A 17,210-nucleotide genomic window follows, 5' to 3' on the forward strand; every position below is an offset into this window, starting at 1 on the left:
ATTATTCTTCGACCGTCTCGTTGAGCACGGCCCAGAACTTGCCCAGCGTGCGCACCGCGTCGAAGAACTGGTCCACGTCCACCGGCTTGACCACGTAGGCATTCACGCCCAGGTCCCAGCTGCGGGCCAGATCGCTTTCCTCGCGCGACGACGACAGGATCACCACCGGCATGCGCTTGAGCGTCTCGTGCTCGCGCAGCTGCTTGAGCACTTCCAGGCCGTCCATGCGCGGCATCTTGATGTCGAGCAGCAGCACCGCCGGGTCGCCCTCGGGACGGCCTTCGAACTTGCCGCGGCGGAACAGGTAGTCCAGCGCCTCGACACCGTCCTCGACGTGCACGATCGGATTGGCGAGGTGGGCTTCGCGCAGCGCATCGATCGCCATCTCGGCATCGTGCGGGCTGTCCTCTGCGAGGAGGATCGTGCGGATTTCGCTCATTGCGTTTTTCCTGGTGAGGACAGATGGCCCGGCTCCTGCGAGGAGGCGGGCAGGGTGAAGTGGAAGGTGGCGCCCTTGCCGGGCTCGGCTTCGGCCCAGATGCGGCCACCGTGGCGGCCCAGCACGCGACGCACGCTGGCCAGACCCACGCCGGTGCCCGGGAACTCGGTCGCCGAATGCAGACGCTGGAACACGCCGAACAGCTTGCCCGCGTACTGCATGTCGAAGCCGGCGCCATTGTCGCGCACGCTGAACTGGTAACCGCCATCGGCGCCGCGGCGGCAATCGATCTCGATCTTCGCCGGCTCGCTGCCGGTGCTGTACTTGACCGCGTTGCCCAGCAGGTTGAGCCACACCTGCCGCAGCATGTTCTCGTCGCCGACCACGATCGGCAGCGGCGTGATCGTCCATTCGATGCGGTGGCCGGGATGCTCGGAGCTCGAGTTCGAGTCCAGCATCGCGCGCGTGTCGGACACCATCGACTGCAGGTCCACGCTCTGCATGCGCAGCGCGCTGCGGCCCAGGCGCGAGTACACCAGCAGGTCGTCGATCAGCGCCGACATGCGCCGCGCCGAGCCGCCGATCACACCCAGATAATGCGTGGTCTTCTCGTCAGCCCCGTCGCCCAGATGCCGGCCCAGCTTGTCGGCGAAGCCGGCGATGTGGCGCAGCGGCGCGCGCAGATCGTGCGACACCGAATAACTGAAGGCTTCCAGCTCGCGGTTGACGTCCGAGACCTGCTCCACCTTGCCTTCGAGCTGTTGGTTGAGTTCGCGGATATGGCGCTCGCTGATGGCCTGCGCGGTCACGTCGGACGCGGTGACCAGCACCACCGCATCGTCGCGGTCGGGCAGCGGCATGCGCCGGGCGTTGAGCAGCATCGTCCGCTCCACGCCATCGACCGTCGACTGGCTCAGCCGGTAGTCCCACAGCTCGCGGTCGCGGGCCAGCACGTCGTGCAGCCGGCGCAGTGTCTCCGCGTGGTCCCACGCGCCTTCGCCGATCTCCGCCAGGCGTTCGCCGCGGATTTCGCCGCCGCTCACGCCATAGAGTTCGGCGAACGCGGCGTTGTGCATCACCACGCGCTGGTCGCGGTCGATCAGCACGATCGGCTCGCGCACGCTGTCGAGCACCAGCGCCGACCGGTTGCTGGCGCGCGCGGCAAGCCCTTCGGCTTGCCGGCGACCGGTCTGCTCGCGCAGCGCGAAGTAGCTCGCACTCAACAGCAGTGCCAACTGCACCAGCATCGAGGTCCAGCGGGCGATGTCGGCGTTGCTGTCGGCGCGCGTGGCGCGCGTGGTGCGCTCCGCAAGCAGTGACTGCTCTTCATCGACGATCTGGTCGATCAGGCGCTGCAGCGGGTACAGCACCAGCATGTCGTCGATGTCCTGGTCGCGGGCGCTTTCGCCCGCGCTGTACACCGCATCCACGCGCTGGAGCTTCTGTTCGATGTTGCCGCGAAGCGCGCCCAGGCGCGCCAACTGGTCGGGGTTGTCACGGGTCAGCTGCAGCACCGCGTCCACGCTGGGCAGCACCCGCGCCCGCGCCTCGTCGTAGCGCTGCTGCAGCGCGGGCGTGTCGATGCCGCGGGTCCGGATGACCGCCGCGCCTTCCAGACTGCGTGCGTCCGCCGCCACGGTCTGCATCAGCGATTCCACCTCGCGGGTGTGCAGCACCTTCTCCGTGGCGTAGTCCGCCTCGCTGATCGCCGACCGCATGATCAGGAACGGCCCCACCACGATGGCCACGATCGCCAGGCCCAGGACAGGCAGGCGCCAGCGGCTCAGCAGGGAGGGGGCAGAGGCGGTGTGCGGCATCGGAGCGGGCGTCTCGCGCGGGCGGAGTGGTCGCGCATCATGCCGCATCCCCCCCTGAACACGGGATCATCGCCGAGGGTCCCGGCGGCTGGCAATCGGAACCGTTCGCCACCGTCCGGTACCCGGTGTCACCCCTGTTAGAATCGAGGGTCCGAACGACCCCTTGAGACGCGGGCATGCGCGCCGCGCTGGAGCACTGAATGAACTGGCTGAACGACGTCCTGCAGAACGACCCCGATCCGACCGAGACCCGCGAGTGGGTCGAGTCGCTCAAAGCGGTCATCGACGTCGGCGGTCCGGAACGCGCCCACCAGCTGCTGGAGAACATGGTCGAGCTGACGCGCCGTGCCGGTGCGCACCTGCCGTTCGCCCCGACCACCGAATACGTCAACACCATCCCCACGCATCTCGAGCCGAAGATGCCGGGCAATTCCGAGCTGGAATGGCGCATCCGCTCCATCATCCGCTGGAACGCGATGGCGATGGTGGTGCGCGCCAACCGCAAGCCGGGCGACCTCGGCGGCCACATCGCCAGCTTCGCCTCGTCGGCCACGCTGTATGACGTGGGCTTCAATCACTTCTTCCGCGCGCCGTCGGCCGATCACCCGGGCGACGTCATCGCCACGCAGGGCCACAGCTCGCCGGGCATCTACGCCCGCTCCTTCCTCGAAGGCCGCTTCACCGAGACCCAGCTCGACCACTTCCGCATGGAAGTCGACGGCCAGGGCATCTCGTCCTACCCGCATCCCTGGCTGATGCCCGATTACTGGCAGGTGCCCACGGTCTCGATGGGTCTGGGCCCGATCGCCGCCATCTATCAGGCGCGCTACTGGAAGTACCTCGAAGCCCGCGGCCTGATGCCCAAGTCCGACCGCAAGGTGTGGTGCTTCATGGGCGACGGCGAGACGGACGAGCCGGAAAGCCTCGGCGCGATCTCGGTCGCCGGCCGCGAAGGCCTCGACAACCTGGTCTTCGTCATCAACTGCAACCTGCAGCGCCTCGACGGCCCGGTGCGCGGCAACGGCAAGATCATCCAGGAACTGGAAGGCGGCTTCCGCGGCGCCGGCTGGAACGTCGTCAAGACCGTCTGGGGCAGCTACTGGGATCCGCTCCTGGCGAAAGACAAGGACGGCATGCTCAAGAAGCTGATGATGGAGACCGTCGACGGCGAGTACCAGAACTGCAAGGCGTTCGGCGGCGCGTACACGCGCGAGAACTTCTTCGGCAAGTACCCGGAAACCGCGAACCTCGTCGCCAACCTCAGCGACGACGACATCTGGCGCCTCAACCGCGGCGGCCACGATCCGCACAAGGTCTTCGCCGCCTACCAGAACGCGATGGACACCAAGGGCCAGCCCACGGTCGTCCTTGCCAAGACGGTCAAGGGCTACGGCCTGGGCAGCGCCGGTGAGGCGCTCAACCCGACCCACAACACCAAGAAGCTCGACGACGAAGCCGTGCGCACCTTCCGCGACCGCTTCAAGATTCCGGTGTCCGATGCCGCGCTCAAGGACGGCGAAATCCCGTTCTATCACCCGGGCAAGGATTCGGAGGAAGTGCAGTACATGCTCGAGCGCCGCCAGGCGCTGGGCGGCTTCCTGCCGCAGCGTCGCCGCAAGAGCACCGAGACCCTCAAGGCGCCCGAGCTCAAGGTGTTCGACCGCCTGATGCAGGACACCGGCGAGCGTTCGATCAGCACCACCATGGCGTTCGTGCAGTCGCTGTCCATCATCCTGCGCGACAAGCAGGTGGGCCCGCGCGTGGTGCCGATCGTCGCCGACGAAGCCCGCACCTTCGGTATGGAAGGCCTGTTCCGCCAGCTGGGCATCTACGCCCCCCAGGGCCAGAAGTACAAGCCGGTCGACCGTGACCAGCTCTCGTACTACCGCGAAGACGCGGCCGGCCAGGTGCTGGAAGAAGGCATCACCGAAGCCGGCGCGTTCTCCAGCTGGATGGCGGCGGCGACGAGCTACAGCACCAACGACGTGCCGATGCTGCCGTTCTACATCTACTACTCGATGTTCGGCTTCCAGCGCATCGGCGACTCCGCCTGGCAGGCCGCCGACATGCGCGCCCGCGGCTTCCTGCTCGGCGCCACCGCTGGGCGCACCACGCTCAACGGCGAAGGCCTGCAGCACGAAGACGGCCACAGCCACCTGCTGGCCGGCGCCATCCCGAACTGCCGCGCGTATGACCCGACCTTCGCCGGCGAAGTAGCCGTGATCCTGCACTACGGCATGCAGCGCATGCTCGACGAGCAGGAAGACGAGTACTTCTATCTCACCCTGATGAACGAGAACTACAGCCACCCGGCGCTGCCCGAAGGCGCAGCCGAGGGCGTCATCAAGGGCATGTACCTGCTCAAGGATGCCGGCAAGGCCAAGAAGGGTGAGCTGCGCGTGCAGCTGCTGGGCTCGGGCACCATCCTGCGAGAAGCCATCGCCGCCGCCGAGCTGCTGGACAAGGACTTCGGCGTCACCGCCGACATCTGGTCCTGCCCCAGCTTCACCGAGCTGCGTCGTGACGGCTGGGATGCCGAGCGCTGGAACCGCTTCAACCCCGAAGCCAAGACCCCGCGCAAGGCGTACGTCACCACCTTGCTCGAAGGCCGCCAGGGCCCGGTCATCGCCGCGACGGATTACGTCCGCGCGTTCGCCGACCAGATCCGTGCGTTCGTCCCGGCCACGTACACCGTGCTCGGCACCGACGGCTTCGGCCGCTCCGACACCCGCGCCAACCTGCGCCGTCACTTCGAGGTCGATCGTTACTACATCGCCCAGGCGGCGATCGAGGGCCTGATGAAGGACGGCAAGATGACCGGCAAGGATGTCGCCCGGGCGATCAAGCTCTACAAGATTGATCCGGAGAAGGCGAATCCGGTTGGGGTTTAATTTTCCAAGAATGTGAGTTAGAAAGCGGCCAATGGCCGCTTTCTTTTTTGGGACGATAGATGGCGAAGGTTGTTGAAACGGACTTTCGGAATTTGGTGAGCGCGGACGGTGACATAATGAGGTCGTCGCTGAGGGTGGTCACTGGTGTGAATGGGAGTGGGAAAAGTAGATTCTTGAGGATTGAACTTGATCGGGCCCTGCGCCGTGGGCAGAGATGTCTGGCTATCTCCAGCTCGCAACATGACAAGTTCAAAGGGGCGCCTCGCAGCGTAAAGGTGCTATCTCCAAGGAAGAGTAGTAGCAAGCCCCAGCGAGTGTTGAAGGATGCTATAAAAAACTCTCTCAAAGGAGATGAAATACTTCTGCGATTAATCTCGAGAATTCTTCGGTACTGCGGTTATGTCCCGGAGGTCGGAGTTAGAGTGGTTGTTGGAAAGAACAAGAGGTACTTGAGGCGCGAGGAGGAATTGCCGGGAGTTTTGGGGGATTCTGAAAGACTTGACGCGGTTTTCTCTGCGAAACTTCTTGCTGAAAAGTATAAAGATGAAATCGTCTGGCTGGCTTTTGACGAATCTAGATTTCATTACTCTCAGCAGGGAAATATTGCTCTTATGCTTTCTGAGGAGTCAGCGCTGCGAGCTATTGGTCTAGTAAGCGAAATTGATCTCTATTTAAGGCGCGACGACTCAGTAATATCACTCAGCGAGGCCAGCTCTGGCGAACTGTCGCTAATTACACACCTCTCTTTTATAGCTACCTATTTGCGTGAAGGCGACTTGATTCTCGTCGATGAGCCTGAGAACAGTCTCCATCCGAGGTGGCAACGGGAGTATATAAATCTACTTCAGCAAGCGGTCTCATATCGCAATTGCGAAGTGGCAATTGCCACGCACTCGCCATTAGTTGTCATTGGGTCGAGTGATCTAGATAATGCTCAGATTATTATTCTGAATATTCTGACCCAGCAAGGCGGCCACCTCGAAGAGGTCAAGCCTCTGGTTGATCCAGGGCTTGAAGAGGTTATGGCCGAAGTGTTCGACACTATTACGCCAAAGAATCACTATCTAAGTCAGAAGTTGGTTGCTTGCTTGGAGGGGCTGGAGTCAGGAGCGCTGAGTGACGAAGAGTTCATCAACGTCTTAGACGACATAGAGAGTAGTGGCGTCGATGAAAATCAAAGAAAAGCCATTGCTTTAACAAAGAAGATGGGCACGGAGGCTTCGCGTTGACCTATCTAAACCTAATTTTCAATGACGAAGAAGCGGCTTTGAACGCGCAGGTCGTCGATAGGTCGATATCGTGGTCGGATGATGCTTTCCAAGCGACCAGAGTCAGGATTAGAAATTTCTTCAGAGCCTTGCAGGGTGACAAGTGCTGTTACTGTCGAAAAAGCTTCGAGGATGATCATCCGCTAGCTGTGGATGTTGAGCACGTGCTTCCGAAGTCAAAGTTTTCAACTTTGGCGGTGACTCCTCTGAATCTCGCTGTGGCATGCAAGCGATGTAATTTGACAGTAAAGAAAACTAAATACGATTTCGTGTTCGGGGTAGACGATGAAGAGCTGTTGTTAAATTACGAGTTATCGCAAGCTTATGAGATAGTTCACCCCAACCTTGACAACTACTACGATCATATAGGTCTGGCGGCAGTTCGCATTGACGATTCGGAATTTAAGCACTACTTGGTGAAGAACGGATCTCTGAAGGCGGTGAAAACAATTGATTTCTTTCGTTTGCGAGATTTGGAAGTAGATAACTTAGATGCCGTGCAGGGGATTGAGGTGCAGCACGAAAGTGAAAGTTTAATCGTCATCAAAGAAGCACTCGGGATCTAGTCAATTGCACGGCGCGATAACGGGGTCAGGTTCACTTCCCGTAGCGGCACCTGCGTCAGGTTCACTTATGGAGCATCTGCTGACGTTGCATCTGGCGTCGAACAGGCATTGATCCGCTCCATCCAAGATTCGCCGACCTTTGCTGCAATCTTCTCGGCATCGCTGTGCCAGAGGCTTAGGAGAGCGCCGGCGCCCATGACTATCGCAAACGTTGCGAACACCCACTGGTTGAAGCCGCTGACGCGAGTCGCGTAGTACGCGCCGAGGACGCCGGCGCCGATCATCAGGAAGTACCGCAGAACCGGCCAGAAGCGCAGCACGCCTCGGCTGGTCTTGTTGCGGTGCCGCTTGTGCTGCCAGCGGACTCGGCGTGTCTCCGGGTCGTAATCGAGAAACAACCAGAGCTCCGAGAGGTCGAGCAGCGCCTGGCTCGTGTGCGGATGCGCGAAGGCAGCGCGGATGACGTGGGCGGGAAGATGGGTGCCGTAGAGGTGCCGGATCGTCACTTCGAGCCAAAGGTCATCGTCGATCCGCTTCGAGTCCCAATGCTCCAAAAACTCCCGCCGATGCTGGCTGCATCGTCCGTGCAAGCCGAACAGGCCGCGGATGGCATACAGCATCAGCGCGAACAGGATGACGGGAATCAGCAGGCCCGGCCCCCCGGCCGAGATCAGATCGTTGAACACGCGAACCCTCCGTGGTGGGCGTCATCCGATGGGTGAAGTCTATGCCGCTAGCTGCGCCAGGAACGTGGTCGGATCGAGACGGCAGTGCGTGGCGATCGCGCCCGGCAGGTTGAAGACGCGCGGTCGCTCCCGGAAATCGAACACCCGATACAGCTGGTAGCGCTCCGCATCGGTGTTCGACCGCGCCAGCTCGTTGCGACTGACGAAGAACGGCGTCAGTTCGCCGAATGTGGTGGTCTTGACCTCGATCAGGCGCTCGCGGCCATCCGTCTCGAATGACAGCACGTCGTAGCCCAAGCCATCTCCCTGCGTGGTGGCGACATGTTCTACGCGGTTCGCGAGCGGCTAACGGGGTCAGGTTCACTTATCGGATCGATTAGGACGACACTCGCGGCTGGGGTTACACGCAAGGAAGAAGTGCTTATGCGGATTTCGTTGAAGGCGGTCGCGTTGCTGCTATGCCTCCTTACGCCGGCCTGGGCCAAGCCACCCGCCGAGACGGCATTCGACGAATGGCTGGACGCATTCAACCGCAACGACCGCGCCGCGCTGACCGATTTCAACGCACGGCGATTCGGCGAGCCCGAACACAACATCGAGTACCTGCTCGACAGTCGTGAAGAGACCGGCGGCCTGAATGTGGTCGCTGTCGAACGCAGCGAGCCCTTGGAGTTCGTCGCGTTGACGCAGGAGCGCAGCTTTCCCGTCCAACGACGCATCACCGTGAAGGTCGAGGACACAGCGTCGGGACGACTCGATCACATCACGCAGGCGCCGCTGCAGATTCCGCAGGCGAAAGCGCTGGAAGCATTCGACGCGTTCGCGACGCAACTGGCAGCAGCGGATCGCTTCTCGGGTGTGCTGGTGATCGAGCAGAACGGTCAGCGGCTCTACGCCAAGCCCTTCGGACTCGCCAACCGTGAAGACGACACGCCGGTGCGGTTGGACACGCAGTTCCTGTTCGCATCGCAGGGCAAGATGTTCACCGCCGTGGCGGTGCTGCAGCTGGTCGAAGCAGGAAGAGTCGGCCTGGACGATCCCATCGGCAAGTTCCTGACCGACTACCCCAATCAGGAGATGGCGGCCGTCACGATCCGGCAGCTGCTGTCGCATCAGGGCGGCACCGGCGACATCGGCGTGCTGCAGCCGGACGAAAGCGCGAACCGCGCGTGGGTGCGCTCCATCGCCGATCTGATCAAGCTCAACGGCGACCGCGCACCGGCGTTCCCTCCGGGATCGGACTTCGAGTATTCGAACTACGGCTTCCTGCTGCTCGGCGCGGTGGTCGAGGCGGTCAGCGGTCAGAGCTATTACGACTATGTTGCCGAACACACCTTCGCGCCCGCCGGCATGACGGCCACGCGCTTCCCGATGCTGGACGAGATGGACGACGTCGCGCGTGGCTATACGCAGGCCGATGACGGCACGCTGGTGCCCAGCGCCGATCAGTTGCCATGGCGCGGCACACCCGCGGGCGGCGGTGTCACCACGGCCAATGACGAAGTGCGATTCGTCGAAGCGCTCAAGGCCGGCAAGCTGATCCCGCAGCCGCTGCTGGAAGAGGCCATCAAGCAGCAGACCGACTGGTACGGCTACGGTTTCATCTCGTCAGGCCCAGCCGAGTTTCCGCACTGGGGCCACGGCGGCGGCGCGCCCGGGAACAGCGCCGCCCTGTCGATCTATCCGACCAACGACATGACCATGGTCTGCCTCAGCAACCGCGACCCACCGGTCTGTGACCGCTTACTGACGCGTCTGCATTGGCATCTATCGCCGTTGGCTGAGAAGGGAGGGTCGGCGAAGGAGTGACGGTGCTAGGCGCATCCAGTCCGAGAGCGATCTCCGCCGCCGGGTGCAGTGTTGAGGCGGTGTTGATCCTGTCGATCCATGCTTCGCCGACACGTGCGGCTACTTTGTCGGCGTCGCTGTGCCAAAGACTCAGGAATGCGGTCGCAAGCATGATCACCGCAAAGGTCGCGAAGACCCACTGATTGATGCCGTCGATACGCGTCGCATAGAACGCGGCGCAAACACCGACGGCGGCATATATGAAATATCGAAGAAACGGCCAGTGGCGAAGCGCATTCCGGCTCGTCTTGCTGCGATGCCGCTTGTGTTGCCAGCTGACACTGCGCGTCTCCGGGTCGTAGTCGAGAAACAACCACAGCTCTGAGAGGTCGAGCAGCGCCTGACTTGTATGCGGATGCGCGAAGGCAGTCCGGATGACGTGCGCGGGAAGGTGGGTGCCGTAAAGGTGCCGGATCGTCACTTCGAGCCAAAGGTCATCGTCGATCCGCTTCGGGTCCCAATGCTCCAGGAACTCACGACGATGTTGGCTGCGTCGCCCGTGTAGTCCGAACAGACCGCGGATGGCATAGAGCAGTAACGCAAACAGCACGACGGGAATCAGTAGGCCCGTCCCCCCGGCCGAGATCAGATCGTTGAACACGCGAACCCTCCGTGGTGGGCGTCATTCGAATGCTGGAGTCTATGCCGCGAGCTGCGCCAGAAACGAGGTCGGATCGAGGCGACAATGTGTGGCGATCGAGCCCGGCAGGTTGAAGACTCGCGGTCGCTCCCGGAAATCGAACACCCGATACAGCTGGTAGCGCTCCGCATCGGTGTTCGACCGCGCCAGCTCGTTGCGACTGACGAAGAACGGCGTCAGTTCGCCGAATGTGGTGGTCTTGACCTCGATCAGGCGCTCGCGGCCATCCGTCTCGAATGACAGCACGTCGTAGCCCAGGCCATCTCCCTGCGTGGTGGCGACATGTTCTACGCGGTTCGCGAGTGACTGTTTGCCGGCTGCGTGCAGGCGCTGGGCTTCGAGTTCCAGCACGAACAGTTCGCCAGCTTTTCCCAGTGAACGATTGCGGGCTTCCTGGGCGAGGTAGTCGCGGCGCGCGGGCGAGAATCGGGGTGCGTACTCGGGGGGTGAATCTCTGACTGCAGCAGGCTTGGGGCGAACCACCCAAGGCTGATCGATCAATTGCACCGGCGTTGCTAGAGCCGGGCGCTGTACCGCGTTCTCGACGGACGCCTGCAATGTTGTATTGGTCAACAGCTGTGACTCGATCACTTCGAGCAACAGCAGCTGATAGTTTTCCAGGGACTTGTAGCCGGTGACCGTGGGCCAGCCGAGTTCCTGCATCACCGCACTGATGTTGCGGAATTTGTACTCGGCCGAGCCTTTGCTACGCCCATCCAAACGCTGCATCAGTGCCTGGATGCGCTCGCTTTTGTTGAATCTCTGCCCATTGAGCTGCAAAGCCAACATCTGCAGGTAATCGGCGACGCAGGCTTCCACCTCGATCCGCGACCAATCTTCCCCTGTTGCCATGCTCGCGTGCCTGCTGCGGTTTCGAGATCGCGCCAGGTTAGCGGGCGCACGGCGCTAGAGTCGAGGTGGGTGTAGGACGCTGGCGCCGCTCCGTGGCTTCATTGTGCTTTGAGCCACTCGTCCAGCATCGCTTCGGGCATGGGGCGCGCAAACAGATAGCCCTGGAAATGGTCGCAGCCCATCCCGATCAGCAGATCGCGCTGAGTCGCGGTTTCGACACCCTCGGCCAGCGCGCTCATGTGCATGACTTGGGAGATCTCGATGATCTTGCCCAGCAGGCGCTGTGCGCTGTCCTGGCCGGCCGCTTCCTGCACGAACTGGCGGTCGATCTTCAGCTTCCGTACCGGCAATTGGCGCAGCGTCGCCAGAGACGAGTAGCCGGTGCCGAAGTCATCCAGTGCCCAGGTGATCCCCAACGCCTCGATGGCCCGCATCTTGTCGACGATCGCCGATGTGTCGGTGGACAACGCGGACTCGGTGAGCTCCAGTTCCAACAGGGCCGGGTCGATGCCCGTCTGGCGAATGACGGCGGTCAGGGACGGCGTGAAATCCTCGTCCATCAGCTGGATCGGGCTGACGTTGACGGCAATGCGGAGATGACGGGTGCGCGTCCCCTCGGACCATCCCCGGAGCTTCTCGCAAGCCTGACGCAGCACCTCCAGTCCGATGTCGCTGATCAGCGTGCTTTCTTCGGCCACGGGGATAAACACGTCGGGCGACAGCAGCGTCCCCGACGGGTGGCGCCAACGCGCCAGCGCCTCCACACCCGTGACCGCGCCGTCGCCCCGCACCTGCGGCTGATAGTGCAATTCGATCTCGCCGTTGCGCACGGCCCGGCCCAGTTGGCGCTCCAGATGCAGGCGCTTGCCGACGTCTGCCCGATAGATCCTGAAGATGGCCGCCAGCAGCGCGATGGCAATGAGGATGTTGGATCGCGCACCCCACTCACGCACTTCGAGCGGCGGCGAAATCTGCGGCGCCAGTGGATCCAGTGCGCCGGCCGCGAACGCGGCGAACGCGGCCAGGCAGATCAACGGGAAGACCAGCGAGCCGTAGCGCTCGCGCGCTTCGAACGTGAAAGCCGCCCCGGCCGCCAGCGGGAGCAGGAACATGTGCGCCGATCGCGGCACCCACTCGATGGGCGCATCGATCAACGCGATTGCGCACACCGCGACCAGGATGCCGTGGGCGACGAGCAGGATCGACCTGCCATCGCTTCGCTTGCTGCGGGCCAGTGCCAGTACGCCAACGACCATGACGCCTACGAACAGCAGCGACAGTCCCGCGCGGTCGAAATACCAGTAGCACAGCGCCCACGCCAGCCCGAGAACGATGCAGGCCACGCCTGTCAGCGACAGGATGGTGGCCACCTTCTCGCGACGCGCCGTGCTCTCGAACTTCAGCATCCGGTGCTGATCGTGCCCGTCTCTATCCGTCATTCTGTTGATCGTTCTTTGAGCGGCTGCGTGAAGTGACGACGTCAGCTCGTCTCCCCGGGAGATGGCTGACTGGGCAAGGTCAATTGGGGGAGCGTTCCGTCGCACCGATCCACGCTTCGAGGCAGCGCCGGACGGTTCGGAATGATGCCGGTTCCGCGTTCATCTTTGGCCCGAAACGTGCGGCCCGACGTCATCAAATGCGAACGCTGTCACAGCGCTTGGCACCGATGTGCTGCCGAGTGAGCAGCGCATCCCTGCATGTCGTCGCTGGGTGGCAACGGCCAATCGTGAGAATCAAGGATCGGCCGCGCCGCCACGCGACACCCGGCTGGCCGCAGGTCGGATAACGGTGCCAGGTGCACTTCGCGATCCGACACACATCGATGCCAGGTTCGGTCCTTGATGCGTCACGGACGATCGTGGGCAGGCCAGCCTCAGTCGAGTCGGTTCAAGAACAGCCCGAATTCTTCGGTCGACAGCAGCAGACCATCCTGCCCGCTGCGTTCGGCCAGCGGCGAGGCATAGAGGACCGCGATCGCGTCGTCCGAGCTTGGCATCCCGGAGGCCGAGGATTGCACGCGCAATTCAGGGCAGCGCGAAGCGAGATCGCTCGGCATCGTCTCTGGCGTGGTGAAGCGCCCCGTCTCGTCGAGTCGATAGTTGAGGCGCAGTTCGGGGCACGCGGTGTGCCGGAGCGTGCCGTCGGCGAAGACCAGGTGTCCGGGCGCTTCGGACAGGCCGGTACCCTGGGTACCGCCACCCGGCACGTAGTGCGTGATGTCCAGCAGTTGCCAGCTGCCTGCCAGTTCGCTGGGCGTGGGGATGAAGGCAAGCCGGCGTACCTCGGGGCGCTCGAGGATGAGCGTCTGGTCGCCGGCTTCGAGCAGCAGGCGGTGCGTGCCGACACTCCTGATGCTGGCCCGCTGATCGAAGAAAGTGAAGTAGCGTGCCTCGCGTGCATTGCCGTCCGTGCCGCAGCCCATCAACGTCTGCATGTGGTCCGCATCTGCCGCGGTCTCGAACACCCCGGCGCGCACCGCGCCGCGTCGGCCGGCGTAGTTGCACTCCATGCGCAGCCGCACGCCATCGGTATCGAAATCCGCATACGCGGCTCGGGTGGAGCCGACCATTCTCGACTGAGGCGTGTAGCCCTCGAACGACACGACATCCCACGCGCCCAGCACGTCTGCCGGGTCAGTGATTGCGATCGATTCGGTCTTCGTGCGGGGCGCGTCGGTCTCGGCTGGAAGACTCTGGTTTCCACCGCACGCACTCAACGCAGTCAGCGCAACAGCGCAGGCGAATCCTCGGTACCTGGCTGCGATCGGAAAGCTGGCTGGATCACGCATCTCTTCACCTCTCAAGCATCTGCGCTACTGATCGATGCATTGTGCCGCGGTGAAGGGTTTCACCCCGGTGATCGCCTGTCCGGTCCTGCCATACATTCGATGCAGTTCCATCAGCAAGGCCGTCATCGGTGATTCAAGGCACGCGCCAGGCTCGCGGGCATACGTTTCATGATCGTCCCCGCAGTCACTGAAAGTGTGCGTGGCGGTCACAGTGCCGCACTTGACTTGCCGTGTCGAAAGCGCACTCTGCACGAGGGATGGGCAGATCGGGGATGGTCTGCACACCGAAACCGCAGAGGATCAAGGATGAACAGAATGTTCGGTTCTTCGAAGGGGCGTGTGGGGGTATTGGTGCTGGGACTGGCGCTGGTGCCGCTGGCGGGATTCGCGCAGACGGGTGTCTGCTGGCAGAACAACGCGTGCTGGGGCGATCGACTCCAGGTGGGCGTGACGACGTCGGCTGATGCCGAAGCGCTGCTGGGTGCAGACCAGCGTCGGGTCGAACGCAGCTCCGAGCTGTCGTCCGACAACAAGCCGATTCATTACGAGAGCTGGTACTACTCGGCTGCCAGCGCGCCGCCGAAGCGGGGTCTGCTGGGCGGATTGCGTCAAGCCGCGAGCAGCGCCTTCGGCGTGGCAGACGATGTCAGCAGTGTGGTCGGTGGCGAGACCGGAAACAGGATCGTCCAGCAACGCACCACAGCCGCGTTCGGCGTCAGCCGGGCCAACCAGCGGGCGACGGGTGCGGAGCGTCTGGCGGGTCGGGCTGGCCTCAACCAGGAGGACGACGCAGTCGGACAGGGTGCTCGGTCGCTGCGACTGTCGTTCCGCGACGGCATTCTGGTGAGCGTCGCGGACGGCAGCTGACGCGGACTCGCGGGCATCGGCCCTCAGTGCCGATGCCCGGGCAGGGCGCGGCGGGTTGCCGCCCGCCGTGGTGCGGCCTTGGCGATGCGACTTGCGGTCGCGAATGCCGGATCAATCTCGCATTGCGCTCAGATCTGGATCATCTGTTGTGCACCGGCTTGTTCAAGATCGGGTGGCGCAGTGATCAGTCGCGGCTCGCATGCCGAAATTCTTCTTCGAGTTTGCTGACGCGGCAGCGCTGCAATGTCGAAGTGGCACATCGCCGAGGGAACGAAGGTCACGTACCGACTGCGCTGAGGCGTCAGCTGTGTGCGAACGCGGCTCCAGCGGGGTCGAACGCGACGATGCAGGTGCCCCGTCCACTCCGCGAGAATGGCGGGGCAGGCTGAATTCCATCCTCGAATGAAGCGTTTCGCGGCGCGGCGCACCTGCCACTGCTGCAAGTCAGAAGTGGCGGTCGTCCACTCGTTCGCGGATGGCTGGAAAGCGAGCGAATGCAAAGGTCGCAGGTGCGACAAAGTGTCGCGCGGATGCGCTCGGAGACAGGTCTAAGATGCTCTCGATGCCGGCACGCCCGAACTGGAGCTGCTGAAGCAGCGTTGTGAGGCCTGCGCGCCTCGCGAGCGGTGTGATCGAGTGCCGGCCTGGATGAAATCAGAATGTACGATTGGTTCCCGATAGTCTTCATCGTGTTCAAGGTTGCCGTGCTCGGCACGGGCATGTTCTTCGCCATCAAGTGGCATCACGATCAGGCGAAGAAGGACGCGCAAGAGAAGAAGGACGCGCAGGAGAAGCGCGACGCGCTGGAGAAGAAGGCGCGGGACGAGGCCAGCGAACCCTAAGCGCCTGTCGGACAGACTCGCGGTCGAATCGATCGACAGATCCGACGGCGATAGGGTCCGCCTGGCCCGCGAAGGTGCGCGTTCGTGCGCAAGCCGACCGCAATCGATGCAGGCCGCGACGGCGCGAGTAGACCCGTTGCCCATGCCGCCTTTTCTGGCGGGTCATCGGCCGCCGAACGGCATCTCTCAGGGCTTCACGAACCGATAGGCGAAACGATCGGTCCGGCCCTTGATCGAGGGGTCGAAGACCTTGATTGAATGTGCGTCTCGCTTGTCCGCGAGCAGGGTGCTCTCCTCGTCCAGCACGAAACCCGCCGCTTCCACTTCTTCGCGGACGGCCGCAGGGTCGATCCGGTGCAGCGACTGTGCGTCGCTCGTGCCTGTTCCTGCGTTCGCAGCGTGGTCGACGATGACGTAGCCGCCACCGGGTTTGAGGTGTTTGAGAACGGCGCGATTGAAGGCGGCTGCTGTCGCGCTTTTGGACTGCATCAGCGCGGTGTGGAGGTCGTGATAGAACAGATGCAGCCACAGCACATCGGCCTGCCGTGTGACCTCCGGGAACGCCACCAGGTCTGTCGAGACCGCTTCCACGTTTTCTCTACCCGGCTCCGCCGCGAGCGACTGCATGCGGCCGACCGGGTCATTCTTGAAGAACTCGGCCAGCTCGGCGGGTACGAAGCTATAGACCCGTCCTTCGGGCCCGACCGCGTCTGAGAACAGGCGTGTCCAGTCGCCGTCTCCCGGGTAGATGTCGATGACGGTGGCGCCTGTTTCGACGCGTGCGAAACGCAGCAGTTCGGATTGCGTGGATGGGTCGTACATGGGATCTCCTGTGCCGTGCGACATGCGATGCGTGCGCGGATGCCTGGGGCAGGGGACTCGGGAGACGCGCACCGTCTACCCGAATCGATGGCCATGAAGAGAGGATCCTCCTCCCGCGATGTGTGCGTGGCTGTGATCTTTCCGTTGTGGCGGCACACGGCCAGAGCGCGACCCCAGCGTTACGGATTCGAGGGCTTCGAACAGCGACGGGGTGTTGCGGGTGACGTCCCGAGTGCATGCGCGACAGGAAGGGCGTTGTGCGCGGATCTGTCGCAGCCGCGGGCAGCGTGTTCGCAATCGTTGATGGGGCAAAGACACGATGTCGCGTCGGCGTATGTCGACACGCGGAGTGGGTCTGCACCGCGCATCGCGGTGTGCATGCTCAGGCGTGGCGCGCATCCCGGTCAGACACGCGCGATCGAGCCGGCGCCTGCTGTCTCAGTTCCGACGCCGCGATGTGGGCCGTGCTTCGAGCGCATCCAGCGCGGGGCTGTTGCGACGGGCCCATGCGTAGATCAGTTCGATCGGTTCCAGCAGCGTGACGCCCAGCGGCGTCAGCGTGTACTCGACCATGGGCGGGACCGTGTCGGTCTCGTTGCGGGTCAGGGCGCCGGCATGCTCGAGGTCGCGCAGCGTCTGGGTCAGCACCTTGCGCGAAATGCCCGGCAGGCTGCGGTGCAGCGCGTTGCTGCGGGCCGAGCCCGCGTGCCGGTTGCCCAGCGTGTGCAGCACCATGGAAATCCATTTGGCGCTGAACAGTTCGAGCACGCGTCGGGGTGCGCAATCTTCGCGTCCCTGGTCTTCGGACGTTCCGGCTTTCATCGCATGGGTACCATTTGGTGCCTTCTATCGCGGCAGGTACCCGCCGACTAAGGTGGGCGCCC

16 protein-coding genes and 1 pseudogene are annotated in these 17,210 nt (G+C 63.1%); 6 read left to right on the top strand and 11 right to left on the bottom strand.

What is annotated here, in order from left to right:
• Position 1: 1 nt before the first annotated feature.
• The gene (locus tag AC3A4E_RS03665; protein ID WP_487630208.1) at positions 2-439 is read right to left on the bottom strand and encodes a response regulator; all 438 of its coding nucleotides are present in this window, start codon (positions 437-439) and stop codon (positions 2-4) included.
• Positions 436-2,256, bottom strand: a complete 1,821-nt coding sequence (locus AC3A4E_RS03670; protein ID WP_487630209.1) for a sensor histidine kinase — start codon at positions 2,254-2,256, stop codon at positions 436-438. The genes AC3A4E_RS03665 and AC3A4E_RS03670 overlap by 4 nt, the downstream gene beginning before the upstream one ends.
• A gap of 200 nt (positions 2,257-2,456) precedes the next feature.
• Here AC3A4E_RS03670 and aceE point away from each other — a divergent pair, with 200 nt between their 5' ends.
• The 3 genes from aceE to AC3A4E_RS03685 are packed head-to-tail and all read left to right on the top strand — an operon-like array spanning position 2,457 to position 6,981.
• The gene (gene aceE, locus AC3A4E_RS03675; protein ID WP_487630210.1) at positions 2,457-5,147 is read left to right on the top strand and encodes a pyruvate dehydrogenase (acetyl-transferring), homodimeric type; all 2,691 of its coding nucleotides are present in this window, start codon (positions 2,457-2,459) and stop codon (positions 5,145-5,147) included.
• A gap of 59 nt (positions 5,148-5,206) precedes the next feature.
• Positions 5,207-6,376 carry an AAA family ATPase gene (locus tag AC3A4E_RS03680; RefSeq protein WP_487630211.1) on the top strand — a complete coding sequence of 390 codons (1,170 nt, stop codon included), beginning with the start codon at positions 5,207-5,209 and terminating at the stop codon, positions 6,374-6,376.
• Positions 6,373-6,981, top strand: a complete 609-nt coding sequence (locus tag AC3A4E_RS03685; protein ID WP_487630212.1) for an HNH endonuclease — start codon at positions 6,373-6,375, stop codon at positions 6,979-6,981. Before AC3A4E_RS03680 ends, AC3A4E_RS03685 begins: the two co-directional genes overlap by 4 nt.
• A gap of 65 nt (positions 6,982-7,046) precedes the next feature.
• On the opposite strand, the gene AC3A4E_RS03690 is transcribed toward AC3A4E_RS03685, so the two are convergent.
• Positions 7,047-7,667 (bottom strand): hypothetical protein, encoded by a 621-nt coding sequence (locus tag AC3A4E_RS03690; protein WP_487630213.1) that lies wholly within the window; start codon positions 7,665-7,667, stop codon positions 7,047-7,049.
• 39 nt (positions 7,668-7,706) lie between these two features.
• Positions 7,707-7,985, bottom strand: a pseudogene (locus AC3A4E_RS03695) (protein NO VEIN domain-containing protein); the annotation flags it as partial.
• A gap of 105 nt (positions 7,986-8,090) precedes the next feature.
• Between AC3A4E_RS03695 and AC3A4E_RS03700 the strand changes: the two are divergent.
• Complete coding sequence (locus tag AC3A4E_RS03700; protein ID WP_487630214.1) at positions 8,091-9,476, top strand: serine hydrolase domain-containing protein; 1,386 nt, start codon at positions 8,091-8,093, stop codon at positions 9,474-9,476.
• Here AC3A4E_RS03700 and AC3A4E_RS03705 read toward each other — a convergent pair.
• The 4 genes from AC3A4E_RS03705 to AC3A4E_RS03720 form a co-directional block, all read right to left on the bottom strand.
• On the bottom strand, positions 9,379-10,116 hold the full coding sequence (locus AC3A4E_RS03705; protein ID WP_487630215.1) for a hypothetical protein: 738 nt from the start codon (positions 10,114-10,116) through the stop codon (positions 9,379-9,381). The two genes, AC3A4E_RS03700 and AC3A4E_RS03705, sit on opposite strands and share 98 nt — an antisense overlap.
• Before the next feature lie 39 nt (positions 10,117-10,155).
• Entirely contained in the window at positions 10,156-11,007 is an 852-nt protein-coding gene (locus tag AC3A4E_RS03710) for a protein NO VEIN domain-containing protein (protein ID WP_487630216.1), read from the bottom strand.
• A 98-nt stretch (positions 11,008-11,105) separates the two neighbouring features.
• Positions 11,106-12,413 (bottom strand): putative bifunctional diguanylate cyclase/phosphodiesterase, encoded by a 1,308-nt coding sequence (locus AC3A4E_RS03715; RefSeq protein WP_487630217.1) that lies wholly within the window; start codon positions 12,411-12,413, stop codon positions 11,106-11,108.
• Positions 12,414-12,880: 467 nt separating this feature from the next.
• A complete protein-coding gene (locus tag AC3A4E_RS03720; RefSeq protein WP_487630218.1) occupies positions 12,881-13,795 on the bottom strand; it encodes a hypothetical protein in 915 nt (304 codons plus the stop codon).
• Between the two features lie 315 nt (positions 13,796-14,110).
• Here AC3A4E_RS03720 and AC3A4E_RS03725 point away from each other — a divergent pair, with 315 nt between their 5' ends.
• A complete protein-coding gene (locus tag AC3A4E_RS03725; protein WP_487630219.1) occupies positions 14,111-14,662 on the top strand; it encodes a hypothetical protein in 552 nt (183 codons plus the stop codon).
• Positions 14,663-14,790: 128 nt separating this feature from the next.
• Here AC3A4E_RS03725 and AC3A4E_RS03730 read toward each other — a convergent pair whose 3' ends face one another.
• Positions 14,791-14,943: a hypothetical protein gene (locus tag AC3A4E_RS03730; RefSeq protein WP_487630220.1), complete on the bottom strand. Its 153-nt coding sequence runs from the start codon at positions 14,941-14,943 to the stop codon at positions 14,791-14,793.
• 378 nt (positions 14,944-15,321) lie between these two features.
• Between AC3A4E_RS03730 and AC3A4E_RS03735 the strand changes: the two genes are divergently transcribed.
• On the top strand, positions 15,322-15,504 hold the full coding sequence (locus tag AC3A4E_RS03735) for a hypothetical protein (protein WP_487630221.1): 183 nt from the start codon (positions 15,322-15,324) through the stop codon (positions 15,502-15,504).
• Between the two features lie 186 nt (positions 15,505-15,690).
• On the opposite strand, the gene AC3A4E_RS03740 is transcribed toward AC3A4E_RS03735, so the two are convergent.
• Positions 15,691-16,326 carry a class I SAM-dependent methyltransferase gene (locus AC3A4E_RS03740; RefSeq protein WP_487630222.1) on the bottom strand — a complete coding sequence of 212 codons (636 nt, stop codon included), beginning with the start codon at positions 16,324-16,326 and terminating at the stop codon, positions 15,691-15,693.
• A 438-nt stretch (positions 16,327-16,764) separates the two neighbouring features.
• Complete coding sequence (locus AC3A4E_RS03745) at positions 16,765-17,148, bottom strand: winged helix-turn-helix transcriptional regulator (RefSeq protein ID WP_487630223.1); 384 nt, start codon at positions 17,146-17,148, stop codon at positions 16,765-16,767.
• Positions 17,149-17,210: the final 62 nt, after the last annotated feature.

This window comes from Luteimonas sp. Soil_N_1, from assembly GCF_057656255.1.

Bases quoted from the DNA above. Each gene is read 5' to 3' on its own strand.
- AC3A4E_RS03710 (WP_487630216.1), bottom strand. From the start codon at position 11,007: ATGGCAACAGGGGAAGATTGGTCGCGGATCGAGGTGGAAGCCTGCGTC.
- AC3A4E_RS03680 (WP_487630211.1), top strand. From the start codon at position 5,207: ATGGCGAAGGTTGTTGAAACGGACTTTCGGAATTTGGTGAGCGCGGAC.
- AC3A4E_RS03670 (WP_487630209.1), bottom strand. From the start codon at position 2,256: ATGCCGCACACCGCCTCTGCCCCCTCCCTGCTGAGCCGCTGGCGCCTG.
- AC3A4E_RS03740 (WP_487630222.1), bottom strand. From the start codon at position 16,326: ATGTACGACCCATCCACGCAATCCGAACTGCTGCGTTTCGCACGCGTC.
- AC3A4E_RS03720 (WP_487630218.1), bottom strand. From the start codon at position 13,795: ATGCGTGATCCAGCCAGCTTTCCGATCGCAGCCAGGTACCGAGGATTC.
- AC3A4E_RS03725 (WP_487630219.1), top strand. From the start codon at position 14,111: ATGTTCGGTTCTTCGAAGGGGCGTGTGGGGGTATTGGTGCTGGGACTG.
- AC3A4E_RS03665 (WP_487630208.1), bottom strand. From the start codon at position 439: ATGAGCGAAATCCGCACGATCCTCCTCGCAGAGGACAGCCCGCACGAT.
- AC3A4E_RS03700 (WP_487630214.1), top strand. From the start codon at position 8,091: ATGCGGATTTCGTTGAAGGCGGTCGCGTTGCTGCTATGCCTCCTTACG.
- AC3A4E_RS03715 (WP_487630217.1), bottom strand. From the start codon at position 12,413: ATGCTGAAGTTCGAGAGCACGGCGCGTCGCGAGAAGGTGGCCACCATC.
- AC3A4E_RS03745 (WP_487630223.1), bottom strand. From the start codon at position 17,148: ATGAAAGCCGGAACGTCCGAAGACCAGGGACGCGAAGATTGCGCACCC.
- AC3A4E_RS03735 (WP_487630221.1), top strand. From the start codon at position 15,322: ATGTACGATTGGTTCCCGATAGTCTTCATCGTGTTCAAGGTTGCCGTG.
- aceE (WP_487630210.1), top strand. From the start codon at position 2,457: ATGAACTGGCTGAACGACGTCCTGCAGAACGACCCCGATCCGACCGAG.